This is a genomic window from Aeromonas enteropelogenes (assembly GCF_000819845.1).
GTDB classification, from domain to species: Bacteria; Pseudomonadota; Gammaproteobacteria; order Enterobacterales; family Aeromonadaceae; genus Aeromonas; species Aeromonas enteropelogenes.
The window spans coordinates 22328-39953 of the sequence record NZ_CDCG01000031.1 but is presented as its reverse complement, the minus strand read 5'-3'; the positions used below and the strand labels follow the sequence as shown (position 1 = coordinate 39953).

General features: G+C 61.8%; 16 protein-coding genes. 14 read left to right on the top strand and 2 right to left on the bottom strand.

The annotated features are described in order from the left end of the window. Positions 1-177 precede the first annotated feature (177 nt). A complete protein-coding gene (locus tag BN1123_RS11360; protein WP_042027085.1) occupies positions 178-1182 on the bottom strand; it encodes a substrate-binding domain-containing protein in 1005 nt (334 codons plus the stop codon). A 434-nt stretch (positions 1183-1616) separates the two neighbouring features. Between BN1123_RS11360 and BN1123_RS11355 the strand changes: the two genes are divergently transcribed. The 6 genes from BN1123_RS11355 to BN1123_RS11330 all read left to right on the top strand — a co-directional run bounded on the left by BN1123_RS11355 (position 1617) and on the right by BN1123_RS11330 (position 7487). After that, complete coding sequence (locus tag BN1123_RS11355; RefSeq protein ID WP_026457077.1) at positions 1617-2738, top strand: branched-chain amino acid ABC transporter substrate-binding protein; 1122 nt, start codon at positions 1617-1619, stop codon at positions 2736-2738. Positions 2739-2805: 67 nt separating this feature from the next. Further along, positions 2806-3732, top strand: coding sequence for a high-affinity branched-chain amino acid ABC transporter permease LivH (gene livH / locus BN1123_RS11350; protein ID WP_042027084.1), 927 nt, complete (start codon positions 2806-2808; stop codon positions 3730-3732). Beyond that, a complete protein-coding gene (locus BN1123_RS11345) occupies positions 3732-5000 on the top strand; it encodes a high-affinity branched-chain amino acid ABC transporter permease LivM (RefSeq protein WP_042027083.1) in 1269 nt (422 codons plus the stop codon). The genes livH and BN1123_RS11345 overlap by 1 nt, the downstream gene beginning before the upstream one ends. A 97-nt stretch (positions 5001-5097) precedes the next feature. Then, positions 5098-5865 carry a high-affinity branched-chain amino acid ABC transporter ATP-binding protein LivG gene (gene livG, locus BN1123_RS11340; RefSeq protein WP_042027082.1) on the top strand — a complete coding sequence of 256 codons (768 nt, stop codon included), beginning with the start codon at positions 5098-5100 and terminating at the stop codon, positions 5863-5865. 14 nt (positions 5866-5879) lie between these two features. Then, positions 5880-6581 (top strand): ABC transporter ATP-binding protein, encoded by a 702-nt coding sequence (locus BN1123_RS11335; protein WP_042027081.1) that lies wholly within the window; start codon positions 5880-5882, stop codon positions 6579-6581. Positions 6582-6653: 72 nt separating this feature from the next. Beyond that, entirely contained in the window at positions 6654-7487 is an 834-nt protein-coding gene (locus tag BN1123_RS11330; protein WP_042027080.1) for an AraC family transcriptional regulator, read from the top strand. Here BN1123_RS11330 and BN1123_RS11325 read toward each other — a convergent pair. Continuing rightward, positions 7484-8071: a LysE family translocator gene (locus BN1123_RS11325; RefSeq protein WP_224212334.1), complete on the bottom strand. Its 588-nt coding sequence runs from the start codon at positions 8069-8071 to the stop codon at positions 7484-7486. The genes BN1123_RS11330 and BN1123_RS11325 overlap by 4 nt on opposite strands. 169 nt (positions 8072-8240) lie before the next feature. On the opposite strand from BN1123_RS11325, the gene glpE reads away from it, so the two are divergent. The 8 genes from glpE (at position 8241) to kdpB (ending at position 17555) form a co-directional block, all read left to right on the top strand. Further along, positions 8241-8564, top strand: a complete 324-nt coding sequence (gene glpE, locus BN1123_RS11320; RefSeq protein WP_042027078.1) for a thiosulfate sulfurtransferase GlpE — start codon at positions 8241-8243, stop codon at positions 8562-8564. Continuing rightward, entirely contained in the window at positions 8561-9391 is an 831-nt protein-coding gene (gene glpG / locus BN1123_RS11315) for a rhomboid family intramembrane serine protease GlpG (protein WP_042027077.1), read from the top strand. The genes glpE and glpG overlap by 4 nt, the downstream gene beginning before the upstream one ends. 89 nt (positions 9392-9480) lie before the next feature. Continuing rightward, the gene (gene ubiK / locus BN1123_RS11310; RefSeq protein WP_042027076.1) at positions 9481-9738 is read left to right on the top strand and encodes a ubiquinone biosynthesis accessory factor UbiK; all 258 of its coding nucleotides are present in this window, start codon (positions 9481-9483) and stop codon (positions 9736-9738) included. A 250-nt stretch (positions 9739-9988) separates the two neighbouring features. Then, complete coding sequence (locus tag BN1123_RS11305; RefSeq protein WP_042027075.1) at positions 9989-11956, top strand: ATP-binding protein; 1968 nt, start codon at positions 9989-9991, stop codon at positions 11954-11956. A 76-nt stretch (positions 11957-12032) separates the two neighbouring features. Further along, the gene (gorA, locus tag BN1123_RS11300) at positions 12033-13382 is read left to right on the top strand and encodes a glutathione-disulfide reductase (protein ID WP_017785126.1); all 1350 of its coding nucleotides are present in this window, start codon (positions 12033-12035) and stop codon (positions 13380-13382) included. Between the two features lie 109 nt (positions 13383-13491). Continuing rightward, a complete protein-coding gene (locus BN1123_RS21830; RefSeq protein ID WP_231555608.1) occupies positions 13492-13737 on the top strand; it encodes a hypothetical protein in 246 nt (81 codons plus the stop codon). Positions 13738-13747: 10 nt separating this feature from the next. Next, positions 13748-15442, top strand: coding sequence for a potassium-transporting ATPase subunit KdpA (gene kdpA, locus BN1123_RS11290; protein ID WP_042027074.1), 1695 nt, complete (start codon positions 13748-13750; stop codon positions 15440-15442). Between the two features lie 55 nt (positions 15443-15497). Beyond that, a complete protein-coding gene (gene kdpB, locus BN1123_RS11285; protein ID WP_042027072.1) occupies positions 15498-17555 on the top strand; it encodes a potassium-transporting ATPase subunit KdpB in 2058 nt (685 codons plus the stop codon). Positions 17556-17626: the final 71 nt, after the last annotated feature.

The window sequence follows — 17626 nt, the reverse complement described above, 5'->3', positions numbered from 1 at the left end:
CGCACATCAGGATAAGGGGAACAGGGTAACTAACATCTGGTTTGATTATTTTGATCTACATGGGCAGAGGAGGAGATTCATCCCAGACTACCCACCACCACATGAAGTGCCATCACCACAAACAAAAACCCCCTCGCTGACGAGGGGGTTTTTCGTGGTGTCCATACTGGATGGCAATCAGCGCAGGGCTTTCACCGAACGGCGGACGATGAGCTCGGGCTCGACCGTCATCGACTCCACTTCCTGCTCCTTGTTGCGGATCCGGCTCACCAGCTGCTTGACTGCCAGCTGGCCCAGTTCCGCCTTGGGATGACGGATGGTGGTAAGCGGCGGGCTGGAGAAGCGCGCCATCTCGACGTCGTCATAACCGATGATGGAGATGTCGTCCGGCACCTTGACCCCGGCTTCCCAGGCGGCGCAGATGGCACCGATCGCCATGGGATCATCAAAGGCAAACACCGCGGTCGGACGAGGCTGCAGGGCCAGGATGCGCTGCATCTGGTCGAACCCGCTCTGGCTCTCGTAATCCCCTTCGAAGATCTGTTCATCCTTCAGGGTCATGCCGCGCTCGCCCAGGGCATCGCGCACCCCGTCCAGTCGCTGCTGGGTGGTGGGCTTGGCAAGATGTCCGGTGATGCAGACGATGTCGGTGTGACCCAGCTCCAGCAGGTGGCGCACCGCAAGGCGCGCACCGATGCGGGCGTTATCGTTGATCACGTTGGCGAAATCGCACTCGGTTCCCCAATCCAGCACCACCTGGGGCACGTTCTTGTGGATGCGCAGCATGTCGCGCAACGGAGTGTCGATGTCGGTTCCCAACACCAGCAGGCCATCGACCCGCTTCTCCATCAGCATGCGCAGATAGTGCTGCTGACGGGGCGGCTGGTTCTCGGTGTTGCACAGGATCAGGCTGTAACCCTGTTCGAAGCAGTACGCTTCCACACCTTGCACCACTTCCGCGAAGAAGGGGTTCACGCTGGTGGTCACCAGCATGCCTATGGTCTTGGTTGAATTGATTTTCAGACTGCGCGCGACCGAGTTGGGCGCGTAGTTGAGTTCTGCCACCGCCTCAAGCACTTTCTGGGTCGCGTCTTCGCTGACCCGGCGAGTGTGGTTGAGCACATGTGAGACGGTGGAGATGGATACGCCCGCTCGGGAGGCGACATCCTTGATAGTGGCCATCTCTGTCTCCTGACTGTCAAAGGCGGAACATTAGCAGATTTCCCGAATAAAGGCTTGGTTTTAACGAGCACTGCCAGCGATTTGTCAATGCTGGCTAATTTAGGCGTTCATTTCTATTTGCGCAAACGGATTATGGTCAAAATGGGAGCAGCATCAGAGTAAAATATCGCCAGATTAATCCTCTACACTTCATCACAACCACGCCTTGTTGCCCAGTTGTTAACTCAATATATCAATATTAAATTCCAAACCAAGATTTAAAACAGGTTGTTTATTTCAAAATAAGCGCTTTCGACCCGCTCTGGTCAGTATCTTTAACAGCTTGTTATTGCCCCGTGAGGAATGATAGAACCTTAAATATTGCCGGACAGGTAGGATCAGGATCCGGAATGGCACATGGAAATGAAACAATCCACTGATTAAGGGACGAATCAATGAATAACTTCGGAAAAATGGCGGTAAGAGCAGCGGTTTCTTTGGCTCTGTTTGGATCGGCCTCAATGGTCCATGCAGCCGATACGGTCAAGATCGGCATCGCCGGCCCGGTGACCGGCCCGGTCGCCCAGTACGGTGACATGCAGTTTACCGGCGGCAAGATGGCGGTCGAGCAGATCAACAAGGCTGGCGGCATCAATGGCAAGCAGATCGAGGCGGTCATCTATGACGACGCCTGCGATCCCAAGCAGGCGGTCGCTGTCGCCAACAAGGTGGTCAATGACGGCGTCAAGTTCGTGGTCGGCCACCTCTGCTCCGACAACACCCTGCCCGCCTCCGACATCTATGAAGATGAAGGGATCCTGATGGTGACCCCGGCCTCCACCAACCCCAAGATCACCGAACGCGGCTATCAGCTGGTACTGCGTACCATCGGCCTGGACAGCGATCAGGGCCCCACAGCTGCCAAGTACATCATCGAGCAGGTCAAGCCCCAGCGCGTGGCCGTCATCCACGACAAGAAGCAGTATGGTGAAGGCATCGCCTCCAGCGTGAAAGCGGCGCTGGACAAGGCGGGCGTCAAGGTGGTGGCGTTCGAGGGTATCACCGCCGGTGACAAGGATTTCTCCGCCCTGATCGCCAAGTTGCAGAAAGAGAACGTCGACTTCGTCTACTACGGCGGCTATCACCCCGAGCTGGGCCTGATCCTGCGCCAGGCTGGTGAGAAGGGTCTGAAGGCCAAGTTCATGGGTCCGGAAGGGGTGGGTAACAAGGACATCTCCGCCATCGGTGGCCCGGCTTCCGAAGGCCTGCTGGTCACCCTGCCGAACAAGTATGACTTGGTGCCGGCCAACGCCCCGCTGGTCGCGGCATTCAAGGAGAAGGGCCAGGACTCATCCGGCCCGTTCGTGTGGACCACCTATGCCGCGGTGCAGACCCTGGCTGCCGGTATCGCCAAGGCGGGTGAAGATGATCCGGCTGCCGTCGCCGCCGCCATCAAGGCCGCACCGATCGATACCGTCATGGGTCCGCTGACCTGGGCACCGAATGGTGACCTGAAAGGCTTCGAGTTCGGCGTCTTCCAGTGGCACGCCGACGGTTCCTCCAGCCAAGTCAAATAATCTGCCGATCCGGGGGTGAACCTGTTCACCCCCTCCTCTCTTTGCGGGCAAGTACAGGGAACGCAGTATGTCCGAACACTTTCTCTATCTGGTTCAGCAGCTGCTGAACGGATTGACCATAGGTAGCACCTATGCCCTGATCGCCATCGGTTACACCATGGTGTATGGCATCATCGGCATGATCAACTTCGCCCACGGCGAGGTTTACATGATCGGCTCCTATGTCGCTTTCATGGTGATGGCGGGGCTCATGATGATGGGCATCGACAGCACCTTCCTGCTGCTGGGGGGCGCCTTCCTGGTCAGCATCATCATCACCGGCACCTATGGTTGGAGCATAGAGCGGGTCGCCTACCGGCCGCTGCGGGGCGGCAACCGCCTGATCCCCCTCATCTCCGCCATCGGCATGTCGATCTTCCTGCAAAACATGATACGGATGGCCCAGGGCTCGCGCGACATCGCCATGCCCAGCCTCATTTCCGGCGGCTGGTCGCTGGGTGAAGCCGACGGCTTCCAGGCCAGCCTCTCCTACATGCAGCTCATCATCTTCGTGGTGACCTTCATCACCATGCTGGCGCTGACCCAGTTCATCGGCCGCTCCCGCATGGGCCGCGCCTGCCGCGCCTGCTCGGAAGACATCAAAATGGCCAACCTGCTGGGGATCGACACCCACGTGGTCATCTCCATCACCTTCGTGCTGGGGGCCGCACTGGCCGCCGTCGCCGGCGTACTGCTCGGCATGTATTACGGCGTCATCAATCCCTACCTCGGCTTTATGGCCGGTCTCAAGGCGTTTACGGCAGCGGTATTGGGTGGTATCGGCAGCATTCCGGGTGCCGTACTCGGCGGCCTGCTGCTGGGGGTGGTGGAAGCGCTCACCGCCGGTTATCTCAGCACCGAATACAAGGATGTGATGGCCTTCGCCCTGCTTATCTTTGTGCTGCTGTTTATGCCGACAGGTATTCTCGGCCGACCGGAAGTGGAGAAGGTATGATGAAACACCAATTTATCCATGCCTGTATCGCCAGCCTGGTGCTGCTGGTGCTCTCCTTCTGGCTGCTGGGCTTCAAGCTCGAGACCGACGGTTCCCGCCTGCTGGTAGTGAGTCGCCTCGATGTGTCGCTGGCCTGGCTGCTGGGCGGCGCCACCCTGGTGTTCTGGTTCCAGATGCTGCGTGGCCAGATCGCGCGCCTGTTCCAGGCCTCCATCAGTGGCTTCTCGGTTGGCTTCACCAAGCTGGTGCTGCCGAGCCCGGAGGAGGCACCCAAACTCTATAACCTCACCGCTGTGCTGGTACTGCTGTTTGCGGTGAGCTGGCCCTTCATGGCCTCTCGCGGTGCCATTGATCTCGCCACCCTGACGCTTATCTACATCATGCTGGGTCTGGGCCTGAACGTGGTGGTGGGCCTCGCCGGCCTGTTGGATCTGGGCTATGTCGGCTTCTACGCGGTCGGTGCCTACAGCTACGCCCTACTCAACAGCTACTTCGGCCTGAGCTTCTGGGAGTGCCTGCCCATTGCCGGCCTGATGGCGGCTACCTTCGGCTTCCTGCTCGGCTTCCCCGTGCTGCGGCTGCGGGGGGATTACCTGGCCATCGTTACCCTGGGATTCGGCGAGATCATCCGCATCCTGCTCAACAACATGACCAGCCTGACCGGCGGCCCGAACGGTATCTCCGGCATTCCCAAGCCAACGCTCGGTGGCCTGGAATTCAACCGCACCGTCAAGGATGGCGGCTTCGAGACCTTCCACGAGTTCTTCGGCATCACCTATAACGCCAACCACAAGGTGATCTTTCTCTACCTGATGGCGCTGGTGCTGGTGGTGGCGACCCTGTTCGTCATCAACCGCCTGCTGCGCATGCCGCTGGGCCGTGCCTGGGAAGCGCTGCGGGAAGACGAGATCGCCTGCAAGTCGCTCGGCCTCAACCCCACCATCATCAAGCTGACCGCCTTCACCATAGGCGCCTGCTTCGCGGGGTTTGCCGGCAGCTTCTTCGCCTCGCGCCAGGGCTTCATCAGCCCGGAATCCTTCGTCTTCATCGAGTCGGCCATAGTGCTGGCGATCGTGGTACTGGGCGGCATGGGCTCCCAGATCGGGGTGGTACTGGCCGCCATCGTGATGACGGTATTGCCGGAACTGGCCCGTGAATTCAACGAGTACCGCATGCTGATGTTCGGCCTCTTGATGGTGTTCATGATGATCTGGCGGCCACAAGGATTGCTGCCGATGACCCGTCCCCACCTGGAGCTGCGCAAATGAGCAACATATTGTTGGAAGTCTCAACCCGGCCGATGTGCTCCCCGACCGGATCGGCACGCCGTCCGGCACTCTGCCAACTGACGGAGGAGCCGCGCCCATGAGCAACAAGTTAATGGAAGTCTCCAATCTGTCGATGCGCTTCGGCGGCCTGCTGGCGGTCAACGGTGTCGAGCTGGATGTCGAGAAGGGCGAGGTGATCTCCATCATAGGTCCCAACGGGGCGGGCAAAACTACCATCTTCAACTGCCTGACCGGCTTCTATCGCCCGACCGGCGGCGTGATCCGCTACAAGGGTGAGGAGATCCAGGGGCTGCCCGGCCACAAAATAGCCCGCAAGGGAATCGTGCGCACCTTCCAGCACGTACGGCTGTTCAAGGAGATGACGGCGGTGGAGAACCTTCTGGTCGCCCAGCACCAGCACCTCAACACCGGCTTTCTCGCCGGACTGTTCAAGACCCCGGCCTTTCGCCGGGCCGAGCTGGAGGGACTGGATCAGGCCGGCTTCTGGCTCGACAAGGTGGGGCTCAAGGATCTCGCCAACCGCGCCGCCGGCAACCTGGCCTACGGCCAGCAGCGTCGCCTCGAGATCGCCCGCTGCATGGCGACCCGCCCCGAACTGCTGATGCTGGACGAGCCGGCCGCGGGCCTCAACCCGAAAGAGACCGACGAGCTCAACGAGCTCATCATGAACCTGCGGGACGAGTTCGGTGTGTCAGTGTTGTTGATAGAGCACGATATGAAGCTGGTGATGGGCATCTCCAACCGCATCTTCGTGGTCAGCCAGGGCACCCCGCTGGCCCATGGCAAACCGGATGAGATCCGCAACAACCCGGCGGTGATCAAGGCCTATCTGGGCGAATCGTAAACACAGGACTCACGATGTTAGAACTTCGCAACGTATCGACCCACTACGGCAAGATCCAGGCGCTGCACGACGTCAGCGTCGAGGTGAAAGAGGGGGAAATCGTCACCCTGATCGGTGCCAACGGTGCCGGCAAGACCACCTTGCTGATGACCCTGTGCGGCGAACCCAAGCCCAGCAGCGGCTCCATCTGGTTTGAGGGGAAGCAGATAGACTCGCTCTCCACCGCCCGCATTATGCGCAAGGATATCGCCGTGGTGCCGGAGGGGCGCCGCATCTTCGCCCGCCTGACGGTGGAGGAGAACCTGCTTATGGGGGCCTTCTTCGTCGACAAGTCCGAGCAACACTCCCTGCTGGATCAGGTGTTTACCCTGTTCCCGCGGCTGCACGAGCGGCTGGAGCAGCGGGCGGGCACCATGTCCGGCGGCGAGCAGCAGATGCTGGCCATCGGCCGCGCCCTGATGAGCAAGCCGCGTCTGCTGCTGCTGGACGAGCCCTCCCTCGGGCTGGCTCCCATCGTCATCCAGCAGATCTTCGACACCATAGAGCAGCTGCGCCAAAAGGGGATGACCATCTTTCTGGTGGAGCAGAATGCCAACCAGGCGCTCAAGCTGGCCGATCGCGGCTATGTGCTGGAGAACGGCCACGTGGTGCTGCAGGACACGGGGGCTGCCCTGCTGGCCAACCCGGCGGTGCGCCAGGCCTATCTGGGTGGCTAGCCAGTTGCAGCGGCCAGCGCCGAACCAACCCACCACGCTATCGCGTGGCAAACGTGTCCGAACGGCTGGCCGATGAGCAGGCAAAAGGCGGCGCAGGATCACCACCAGTTCTGGGGGCACCCTGCGCTGCCCTTTATCGAGGCGCGAGCGGTACAGGATGGCCGCCGTGTCTGCTACGACAAGCACAGCCACCCTCACTTCTCCATCGGCGCCATCACCGGTGGCCACAGTCACTATCTCAACCAGCGCATCAGACAGGAGGTCGGCCGCGGCAGCCTAGTGCTGATGAACCCCGAAGAGGTGCATGCCTGCAACCCGGTCGCGGATCAGCCCTGGTCCTATCTGATGTTCTATCTCGATACGGACTGGCTGCGCAGCCAGCAGGAGGAGGCGGGATTGGGCAGCGAATTTCGCTCCTTCGACATGACCGCCAGCCGGGATCCCCTCCTGTATCAAGGGTTGCAGCGCCTTTCCCGCCAGCTGGTTCAAGAGGATGATACCCTGGCCCGGGAGGTGGCCTGCCACCAGTTCAGCCGCCAGCTGTTGGCCAGGTTGACTCCGGCGACCTGGGATGATCGCCCCCCGCAACACCTGCAGCGGGCAGCCGAGCTGATGCAGGACGACAGCGCCAGCATGCTGACCCTGCAGCAGCTGAGCGCAGTGGCCGGCCTTACCCCGTCCCACTTCGTGCGCAGCTTCAGCCGCCACTACGGCATGACGCCCCACGCCTATCTGCTCGATCAACGCATCCGCCACGCCCGTACCCTGCTGCGCCAGGGACAGCCGCTGGCGGAGGTGGCGCTGGCGAGCGGCTTTGCCGATCAGGCCCACTTCCAACGTCAGTTCAAACGGCGGGTCGCCACCACCCCGGGCCAGTACAGGTCACAGCTTGCCCGTCAGGGTTAATGCACCAGATAAGCCGCACTCAACAGCAACAACAGGGCCATGGCCCTGTTGAACCAGCGCAGCCGGACCGGGGAGAGCAGCAGCCCCTGCAGATAGCTGCCGGCATAGGCCCAGCAAGCGATGGAGCAAAGGCAGATAACCAGATAGATACCTGTGAACAGCATCATCTGCCCGCTCCCGCCGACGGCACCATAGACCCCCATCCCCATGCTGGCCGCCAGCCAGGCCTTGGGATTGAGCCACTGCATCAGGGCGCCGTACCAAAAGGCGGGAGGTACTCCGCCCCCCTCCTCCAGCTCCCCCTTGTCCGCCACCAGCTGCCAGGCCATGTAGCAGAGAAAGAGGATGCCACCCCAGCGAATTGCGCCACTTGCCACCGGCCATTGCGACAGGGCGGCGCCGAGCCCCAGCCCCATCAGCAGGAGCAGCAGGATGAAACCCAGGGTCGCCCCCACCACGTGGCGCAGGCTGGCAAGAAAGCCGTAACGGGCTCCGCTGCCGAGGGCGACCAGATTGACCGGGCCGGGCGAGATGGACATGGCCAGGGCAAACCCGGCCATCGACAGCAACAGACTCATTTCCATGGCATACCTTCCAACAAGAGAGTGAGCCTCCAGCCTAGCCATCCAGTCCGGCCCGATATTGAAGGAAATTGCGATCGCCGGCGGCAATAACCCGACACTTTGCGGGCTTAGCGGCGGCGCCGGCTTGCGGTACACTGGCCGGTAATCCACCTATTCGCAGGACATGTCAATGGACCAGTTTGCCCATATCAGTGCCCATGATGCCCACCAGAAGCTCGCCGCCGGTGACGCCCGCCTGGTCGATATTCGCGACCCGCAATCCTTCGCGGCGGCCCACGCGGTCGGCGCCTTCCACCTCACCAATGGCACCCTGGTGCACTTCATGAACGAGGTGGACTTCGATACCCCGGTGATCGTGATGTGCTATCACGGCAACAGCAGCCAGGGGGCGGCCCAGTACCTGCTGCAACAGGGTTACGACGAGGTCTACAGCCTGGATGGCGGCTTCGAGGCCTGGCGCAAGGAGTTCCCCGTCGAGGCGGGCGAGGCATGATCCAGCTGCTGGTGCTCGACAACGCCCGCATGGCCCAGGCGCTGGTGGACTATCTCGCCACCCTGGGCATCTCGTGCGAGCTGACCCAGTCCGAGCTTGGCGTCTCGGTCTGGCTGGCGGACGAGCAGCGCCTCGCCCAGGCCCAGCAGGAGGTCAAGCGTTTCCTGGCCGAGCCGACCCACCCCCGTTACATGGAAGCCTCCTGGCAATCCGGTCGGGCTGATGCGCGCATCGACTACAGCAAGGGGATGACGGATCCGATCACCGATTTCCTCCATCAGGCCGGCCCGCTGACTCTGGTGGTCATCATCGCCTGCCTGGCCATCTACGGACTCGACGCCATCGGCCTGCCGATCTTCGATCAGCTGGCGTTCCACCCGACCCTGGCCCAGTTCACCGACTGGCAGGCGTGGCGCTACTTTACCCCGGCCCTCATCCACTTCTCGGTGCTGCACCTGGTGTTCAACCTGCTCTGGTGGTGGTATCTGGGAGGCCAGATTGAGCAGCGACTCGGCAGCGGCAAGCTCTTGATCCTGCTGCTGGTCGGTGCCGCCCTGCCCAATATCGCCGAGTTCTTCGTCAGCGGCCCGCGCTTTGGCGGCCTCTCCGGCGTGGTCTATGCACTGCTCGGCTACAGCTGGATGCGCAGCAAGCTGCAACCGGCCTGCGGCCTCGTCATGCCGCCGGCGCTGATGGGCTTCATGCTGTTCTGGCTGGCCCTCGGCTTCTTCGACCTGCTCGGCAACACCGCCAACACAGCTCATCTGGTCGGCCTGCTGGTGGGTCTGCTGCAAGGCTGGCTGGATCGTCATCACAAACCCGCCTGAGTCGATTTGACATAAACAAACGCCGTCCTGATCTCGGCAAAGCGAGGCAATTGTCGGTAGAATGTCTGCCAACGATTGAGGAGAACGTCATGATCGACCCGAAGAAACTGGAAGAGATCGCCAAACAGGTACACAACGCCCTGCCCCCCGGCATCCGCAGCATGGGTGAAGAGGCAGACAAGAAAATTCGTCAGGTACTGCAAGCCCAGCTGAACAAGCTGGATCTGGTCAGCCGTGAAGAGTTTGACGTACAGACCAAGGTGCTGCTGCGCACCCGGGAAAAACTGGCCGCTCTCGAAGCCAAGCTGGCACAGCTGGAACAACAGCTCGGCCCCAAAGGCGAATAATCGAAACCCCGGCCCAGGCCGGGGTTTTTGCTGGACGGACAAAGCGGACTCCCGATTTCCTGCAAAAGAGCCCTCTTTCATCCTTGTGTCACAAAAGCGACCCCATGCTGCAGCATGGCGGCAGCAGATGAGTTAGCCTCCGTGAAAGTTGGACGCAGCACGGGAGTGGTCGTACGCCACGCCGGAATGACGACACAAGTACATGAAGCAGTTAAACTAAACAACACCGCATCCAGACCGCAAGGACGCCATGTCAGGACTCTTCTTAAAGACCGCCAAGGCCGTTGGCCGCAACGGGCTCTCATACCGCCTGCTCTCTTATATTCTGGTGTGCAGTACCGTATTGGCCATGATCATCACGGCGCTTCAGCTCGCCTGGGATTATCGCAAGGATGTGGCAGTCATCGAGGACAGCATCGGCCAGATTGAAGCTTCCTTCCTGCAACCCATCGCCGCCAGCCTGTGGAACCTGGACGAAGAGCAGGTCAAGGTACAGATCGAAGGGATCATGAACCTGCCCAACATGCAGTTCGTGATGGTCAAGGAGATGCTCGGCAACACCGAAGTGCCCTTGCTGACCCAGGGGGTGGAGCGCCCAAGCTACGACATCTCCCGCGAGTTCAATCTCACCTACCAGGATGAGGTGGTCGGCAAGTTGTTCGTCGCCGCCTCCCTCGAGCAGATCTACCAGCGCCTCATCGAAAAATCCGTGCTGATCCTGGTCAGCCAGACCATCAAAACCCTAGTGGTCTCATTCTGCATCCTGACCATCATCTACTACATGGTGGTCAGACACCTCAATCGCATCGTTCACTACGCCCAGAGATTCACTCTGGACAGTCTCGACATGGAGCTGGAGCTGGAAGGCCGCCCCCTGCCCCGCAAGAATCCTGACGAGCTGGACACCCTGGTCGCCTCCCTCAACCAGATGCGAACCCGCCTAAACGACGAGTTTGCCGCACGCCATCAGGCGGCGGAACAGCTGCAACAGGAGCGGGATTTCTCCGCCACTCTGATCAACTCGGCCAACATGGTTATCTGCTGCATGGAGCCGGATCTCTCCATCGCCAGCATCAATCCGGCAGCCATCATGCTGACCGGTTACCACCAGCAGGAGATTCTGCACCACAACTGGCTGGATCTGTTCGTCAGCAAGGAGCAGCAGGAGGAGCTGGCACTGACCCTCGCCAGCCAAGGGTATATCGAGGATAAAGAGGTCATGATGCAGGATCAGCAGGGCCACCAGCTGGTGCTGCAGTGGACCTTCGCTCCTTTCTATGAGGGATTAAACCTCAAGTATCTGATCGGATTCGGTTATGACATCACCCGCCTCAAGAAGATCGAGCGGGAAATCAGCCAGCTCAACGAACAGCTGGAAGGCAAGGTGGTGGAGCGCACCCGCAGCCTGAGCGATGCCAACGACCAGCTTGGCAAGGCCTACGACGACCTGAAGCAGGCCCAGCAGACCCTGGTTGAGTCTGAGAAAATGGCTTCTCTCGGTTCTCTGGTGGCCGGGGTGGCTCACGAGATCAACACCCCCATCGGTATCAGCGTCACCGCGTCCTCCTACCTGCAGGAGCGGGTAGCCGACTTCAAGCAGCACATCGAGGCCAAACAGCTCTCCCGCTCCTACCTCAACGAGTTCACCGTCAACCTCGACGAATCCATGCAGCTGCTACAGGGCAACCTGCGCCGCGCCTCCGAGCTGATCGCCAGCTTCAAGCAGGTGGCCGTCGATCAATCCTCCGAGGCTCGCTACAACTTCAACCTCGCCGATAACCTGCACCAGGTAGTGGTCTCCCTCGGCCACAAATTGAAGAAGGCCCAGTGCGAGGTGGACATCCAGTGCGATCCCAAGCTGTCGATCTTCTCCTTCCCCGGCAGCTTCACCCAGATCTACTCCAACCTGATCCTCAACTCCATCAACCATGGTTTCGAGAATTGGGACAAGCCGAAGAAGATCACCATCAAGGTGGAGCAGCAGGGTGAAGAGCTGATGATCGACTACAGCGACAACGGCCGCGGCATCCCGCCCGAGATACTGCCGCGCATCTTCGATCCCTTCGTCACCTCCAAGCGGGGCCATGGCGGCAGTGGTCTTGGCACCCACATCATCTACAACCTGGTAGTGCAGCTGCTCCGTGGTCGCATCAACTGCATCAGCGAACCGGAGCAAGGTGCCCAGTTCCATATTCGCCTGCCAATCCAACATAACTGAGTGCTGGCTCTTGTGAGCCAGCCGCTTTATCCCCATCATGCTGTGATTGCATTCTTAATGAGCGGAGAACCTCGCAATGGCACAGCATTTTGACTATATCGCCATCGGCGGCGGCAGCGGCGGCATCGCCTCGGCCAACCGGGCTGCCATGTACGGTAAGAAAGTTGCCCTGATTGAAGCCAAAGAGTTGGGTGGAACCTGCGTCAACGTCGGCTGCGTGCCGAAGAAGGCCATGTGGTATGCCGGCCAGATCGCCGATGCCCTGAAATATGGCGCCGACTACGGCTTCGACACCACTCTCAACCACTTCAGCTGGGCCAAGCTGGTCGAGTCCCGCCAGGCCTATATCGGCCGCATTCATCAGTCCTACCAGAACGTGCTGGGCAAGAACCAGATCACCGTCATCAAGGGCTTCGCCCGCTTCGTCAGCAGCAACACCATCGAGGTGAACGGCGAGCAGTACAGTGCCGATCACATACTGATCGCCACCGGTGGCCGCCCCGAGGTGCCGGCCATTCCGGGTGCCGAACTTGGCATCGACTCCGATGGCTTCTTCGAGTTGCAAGAACAGCCCAAGCGGGTCGCCGTGGTGGGTGCCGGCTATATCGCGGTGGAGATCGCCGGCGTGATGCAGGCGCTCGGCTCCGAAACCCACCTGGTGGTACGCAAGCACGCACCGCTGCGCAACTTCGACCCCATGATCCACGAGACTCTGGTGGAAATCATGGCGCAGGAAGGGCCCAAGCTGCACACCCACGCCATTCCGAAAGCCGTGGTCAAGAACGCCGATGAGAGCCTGACCCTGCAGCTGGAAGATGGTCGCCACCTCACCGTCGACTGCCTGATCTGGGCCATCGGCCGCGTCCCGGCCACCGACAACCTCAACCTGGCCGCCACCGGCATCACCCTGGACGAGAAGGGCTTTATCCCGACCGACAAGTTCCAGAACACCGCCGTAGCCAACCTCTATGCGGTGGGTGACAACACCGGCCGCATCCAGCTCACCCCGGTGGCCGTCGCGGCGGGCCGTCGTCTCTCCGAGCGGCTGTTCAACAACAAGCCCAACGAGCACCTCAACTACGATCTGGTGCCGACCGTGGTGTTCAGCCACCCACCCATCGGCACCATAGGGCTGACCGAGCCGGAAGCCATCGCCGAATACGGTGAAGATCAGGTCAAGGTCTACCGCAGCCAGTTCACCGCCATGTACTCGGCGCTGACCCAGCATCGCCAGCCCACCCGGATGAAACTGGTCTGCGTCGGCCCGGAAGAGAAGGTGGTCGGCCTGCACGGCATCGGCTTCGCCATGGACGAAATCCTGCAGGGCTTCGGCGTCGCCATGAAGATGGGTGCCACCAAGGCGGACTTCGACAACTGCGTTGCCATTCACCCCACCAGCGCGGAAGAGTTTGTCACCATGCGCTGAGGGAGCTAGGGCATAGAGGTCAAACCGGCCACTGCGTTCCCACTCCCCATCCGACCAGCGCGGAAGAGTTTGTGACAATGCGCTAACCGCATCTCAAGGCCTCAGCGACTTGCTACCAAACCCGGCTCAGGCCGGGTTTTTCGATCTTTCCCCTCCCCCAAATAGCGCCCACACCTGCTTTTTTACGCCGATTTTACGCCTGCCAAATCCGGCTTTATGGCGCCTTTACGCCGGTTATTCCTACCATTTGGTCGTCAATTACACCAATGGAGTCGATATGAATTGGCTATATCTGCTGCTGGTCCTCGCCCTCGCGGGCTATCTGCTGCGCGCCCTTGCGCGCACCCATGAGTGAGGAACCGGATATGTGGCAAGAGATCATCTATCCCGTCGCGTTCGTACTGCTGGTGCTGCTGCCGGCGCCTCTGCTTGGCAACTACCTCTATCGGGTGTTTGAGGGCAAGAGTCGCTGGCTGGCTCCCGTCGAGCGCGCCACCCTGGCCTGCTGCGGCACGGACGGGCGCGAGCAGGACTGGAAGTCCTACGCCCTCAGCCTGCTGGCCTTCAACGGTGCCGGCTTCGGTCTGCTGTTCCTGATCCTGCTGGCGCAGGGGCTGCTACCCCTCAACCCGCAACAGCTGCCCGGGTTGAACTGGCAACTCGCCTTCAACACAGCGGTCAGCTTCATGACCAACACCAACTGGCAGGCCTACTCCGGCGAGGCCAGCCTCTCCTACTTCAGCCAGATGGTGGGGCTCACCACCCAGAACTTCGTCTCGGCCGCCACCGGCGCCGCTGTCGCCATCGCCCTGTTCCGCGGCATCGCCCGCCAGCAGACCACCCACCTCGGCAACTTCTGGCAGGATCTGGTGCGCTTCTGCCTCTACGTGCTGTTGCCGATGGCATTGATCCTGGCGCTGCTGCTGGTCTGGCAGGGGGTACCCCAGAGCCTGTCGGCCTACTTGCCGTTCCACGCGCTGGAAGGCCAGGAGCAGCTGTTGCCGCTCGGCCCGGCCGCCTCCCAGATCGCCATCAAGCAGCTCGGTTCCAACGGTGGCGGCTTCTTCGGCGTCAACTCGGCCCATCCGTTCGAGAACCCGACCGCCCTCTCCAACTGGCTGGAGATGGTCGCCCTGCTGACGCTGGCCGCCGCCATGGTCTGCACCCTGGGTCGCTACGTGAAGGACCTGGCCCACAGCCGCGCCATCCTCGTCGCCATGACCCTGATGATGGTGATCGGGCTCTTCGTCTCCATCACCCAGGAGCTGAAACCGGACCCTGCCCTCGCCCAGTTCACAACTGACGCCAGCAACATGGCCGGCAACTGGGAAGGCAAGGAGAGCCGCTTCGGCCCCCTGCTCTCCAGCATCTGGGAAGTGGCGACCACCAGCGCCTCCAACGGCTCGGTCAACGCCATGCACGACAGCTTCACTCCCCTCGGCGGCATGGTCGGCATGATCAACATGCTGCTCGGCGAGGTCATCTTCGGCGGGGTCGGCTCCGGCATCTACGGCATGATGCTGTTCGTGCTGCTGACCGTGTTCCTGTGCGGCCTGATGGTGGGGCGTACCCCGACCTATCTGGGCAAACGGCTCGGCATCACCGAGATGAAATGGGTGGTCGCCAGCATGCTGGTGATGCCGGTCGGGGTATTGGTGATCGGCGGCATTACCCTGCTGATGCCGGACTCCGCCACCGTCATCGGTCACGACGGCCCCCACGGCCTGTCCCGGCTGATCTATGCCTACGCCTCGGCCGCCGGCAACAACGGCTCCGCCTTCGCCGGCCTGGCCGCCGCCGACAACTGGCAGTGCATCGCCATCGGGCTGGCCATGCTGCTCGGCCGCTTCGGCTACATCATTCCGGTGCTGGCCATCGCCGGCCAGCTGGCCCGCGCCCCGCGCCAGGAGCGAAGCGAGGGGGACTTCCCCATCAGCGGCCCCCTCTTCATCACCCTGCTGATCGTCACCGTGCTGCTGATGGGGGGTCTCTCCTTCCTGCCGGTGCTGGCGCTGGGCCCGGTGGCGGAACACCTGAGCCTGCTGGGAGGTGTCTTCTGATGCTGCACACCCCACTGATCACCGTGGTCAACTATTCGATGCTGGGAGCTTTCCAATGAGCAAGTCCGCTTCAATGAGCACCGACACCCTCAAGGTGAAGGGCAAGAAACAGAAATCACAGATCATGCAGGCCATGGTGGAAGCCCTCTATCGCTTCAACCCCAGGGCGCTGCTCGGCAGCCCCATCCTGTTCACCCTCTGGCTGGCGGCCGTGATGGCGACCCTGGAGTCGCTGCTGGGGCAGCCTGTCTCCGGCGTCGCTCCTTCGCTGGCCTGGCAGCTGACCGCCTGGCTCTGGCTCACCCTCTGGTTTGCCAACTTCGCCGAGACCCTGGCCGAGGGGCGCGGCAAGGCGCGGGCCGACAGCCTGAAGGCGGGCATGAGCCAGCTCAGGGCGCGCCGGGTCACCCATCCGCAGGATGACAAGGGGGAGTGGGTGCCGGCCACCAGCCTGCGCAAGGGCGATCTGGTGCTGGTGCGCAGCGGCGAGATGATCCCCGCCGACGGCGAAGTGGTCGCCGGCATCGCCTCGGTCAACGAGGCCGCCATAACGGGTGAATCTGCCCCCGTTATCCGCGAGTCGGGCACCGATCGCAGCGGCGTGACCGGCAATACTACCGTCGTCTCCGACGAGATCTGGGTGCGCATCAGCAACAATCCGGGCGAAAGCACCCTGGATCGCATGATTGCTCTGGTGGAAGGGGCCAAGCGCCAGAAGACCCCCAACGAGATGGCGCTGGATGCCCTGCTGGTGGGACTGACCCTGATCTTCCTGCTGGTGGTGGCCACCCTGCCCTGGTTCCTCGACTACAACGGCACCCAGGTGCCCCGGATCTACCTGCTGGCGCTGTTCATCACCCTGATCCCGACCACCATCGGCGGTCTGCTCTCCGCCATCGGCATCGCCGGCATGGACCGGCTGGTGAAGCTCAACGTGATCGCCAAGTCCGGCCGGGCGGTGGAGGCCGCCGGCGACGTGCGCACCCTGCTGCTGGACAAGACCGGCACCATCACCTTCGGCAACCGGATGGCGGATGAACTGATCCCAGCCCCCGGTATCGATCCGGCCCTGCTGGCCCAGGCCGCCATGCTGGCCTCGCTGGGTGACAACACGCCGGAGGGCAAATCCATCCTGACCCTGGCGGGCAAGAGCCACACCAGACCGAGCCAGCTGGAGAGCGATATCCTGATCCCCTTCAGCGCCGAAACCCGGCTGAGCGGGCTGGACCGCAACGGTCATCAATATCGCAAGGGGGCGGTGGACGCCGTGCTGCGCTACCTCTCCCTCGATCGCAAGGCGGTGCCCGAGCCCATCCTCAAGTCGGTGGACAGCATAGCTCGCCAGGGCGGCACACCCCTGCTGGTCTGTACCCACGAGAAGCTGCTGGGGGTGGTGTTCCTCAAGGACATCATCAAGCCGGGCATCAAGGCCCGCTTCCAGATCCTGCGCCACATGGGGATCCGCACCGTGATGATCACCGGTGACAACCCGCTGACCGCCGCAGCCATCGCCGCCGAGGCCGGGGTGGACGACTTCATCGCCGAAGCGACACCGGAGAAGAAGCTGGCCTACATCCGCCAGGAGCAGGCCGACGGCCGGCTGGTCGCCATGTGCGGGGACGGCGCCAACGACGCACCGGCACTGGCCCAGGCCGACGTGGGGCTGGCCATGAACGAGGGCACCCAGGCCGCCAAGGAGGCGGGCAATCTGGTGGATCTCGACTCCAACCCCACCAAGCTGCTGGACGTGGTGCTGGTGGGCAAGCAGCTGCTGGTGACCCGTGGCGCCCTGACCACCTTCTCCATCGCCAACGACGTGGCCAAGTACTTCGCCATCCTGCCGGCCCTGTTCATCGCCGCCTATCCGCAACTGGGGGCGCTGAACCTGATGCAACTGGGCAGCCCCGAGAGCGCCATCCTGTCAGCCATCATCTTCAACGCCCTGATCATCGTAGCGCTGGTGCCGCTGGCCCTGCGCGGGGTCAGCCTGCAGGGCACGGCGGCCAGCCTGCTGCGCCGCAACCTGCTGCTCTACGGTGTCGGCGGCCTGATCGTGCCCTTCATCGGTATCAAGCTGCTCGACCTGGTCATCACCGGCCTGGGGCTGGTGTGATGAAAACGCAGCGCGATGGTATCCACGGCCAGATCGTGCCCCCATACATCGGCATCAAGCTGAGCGACCTG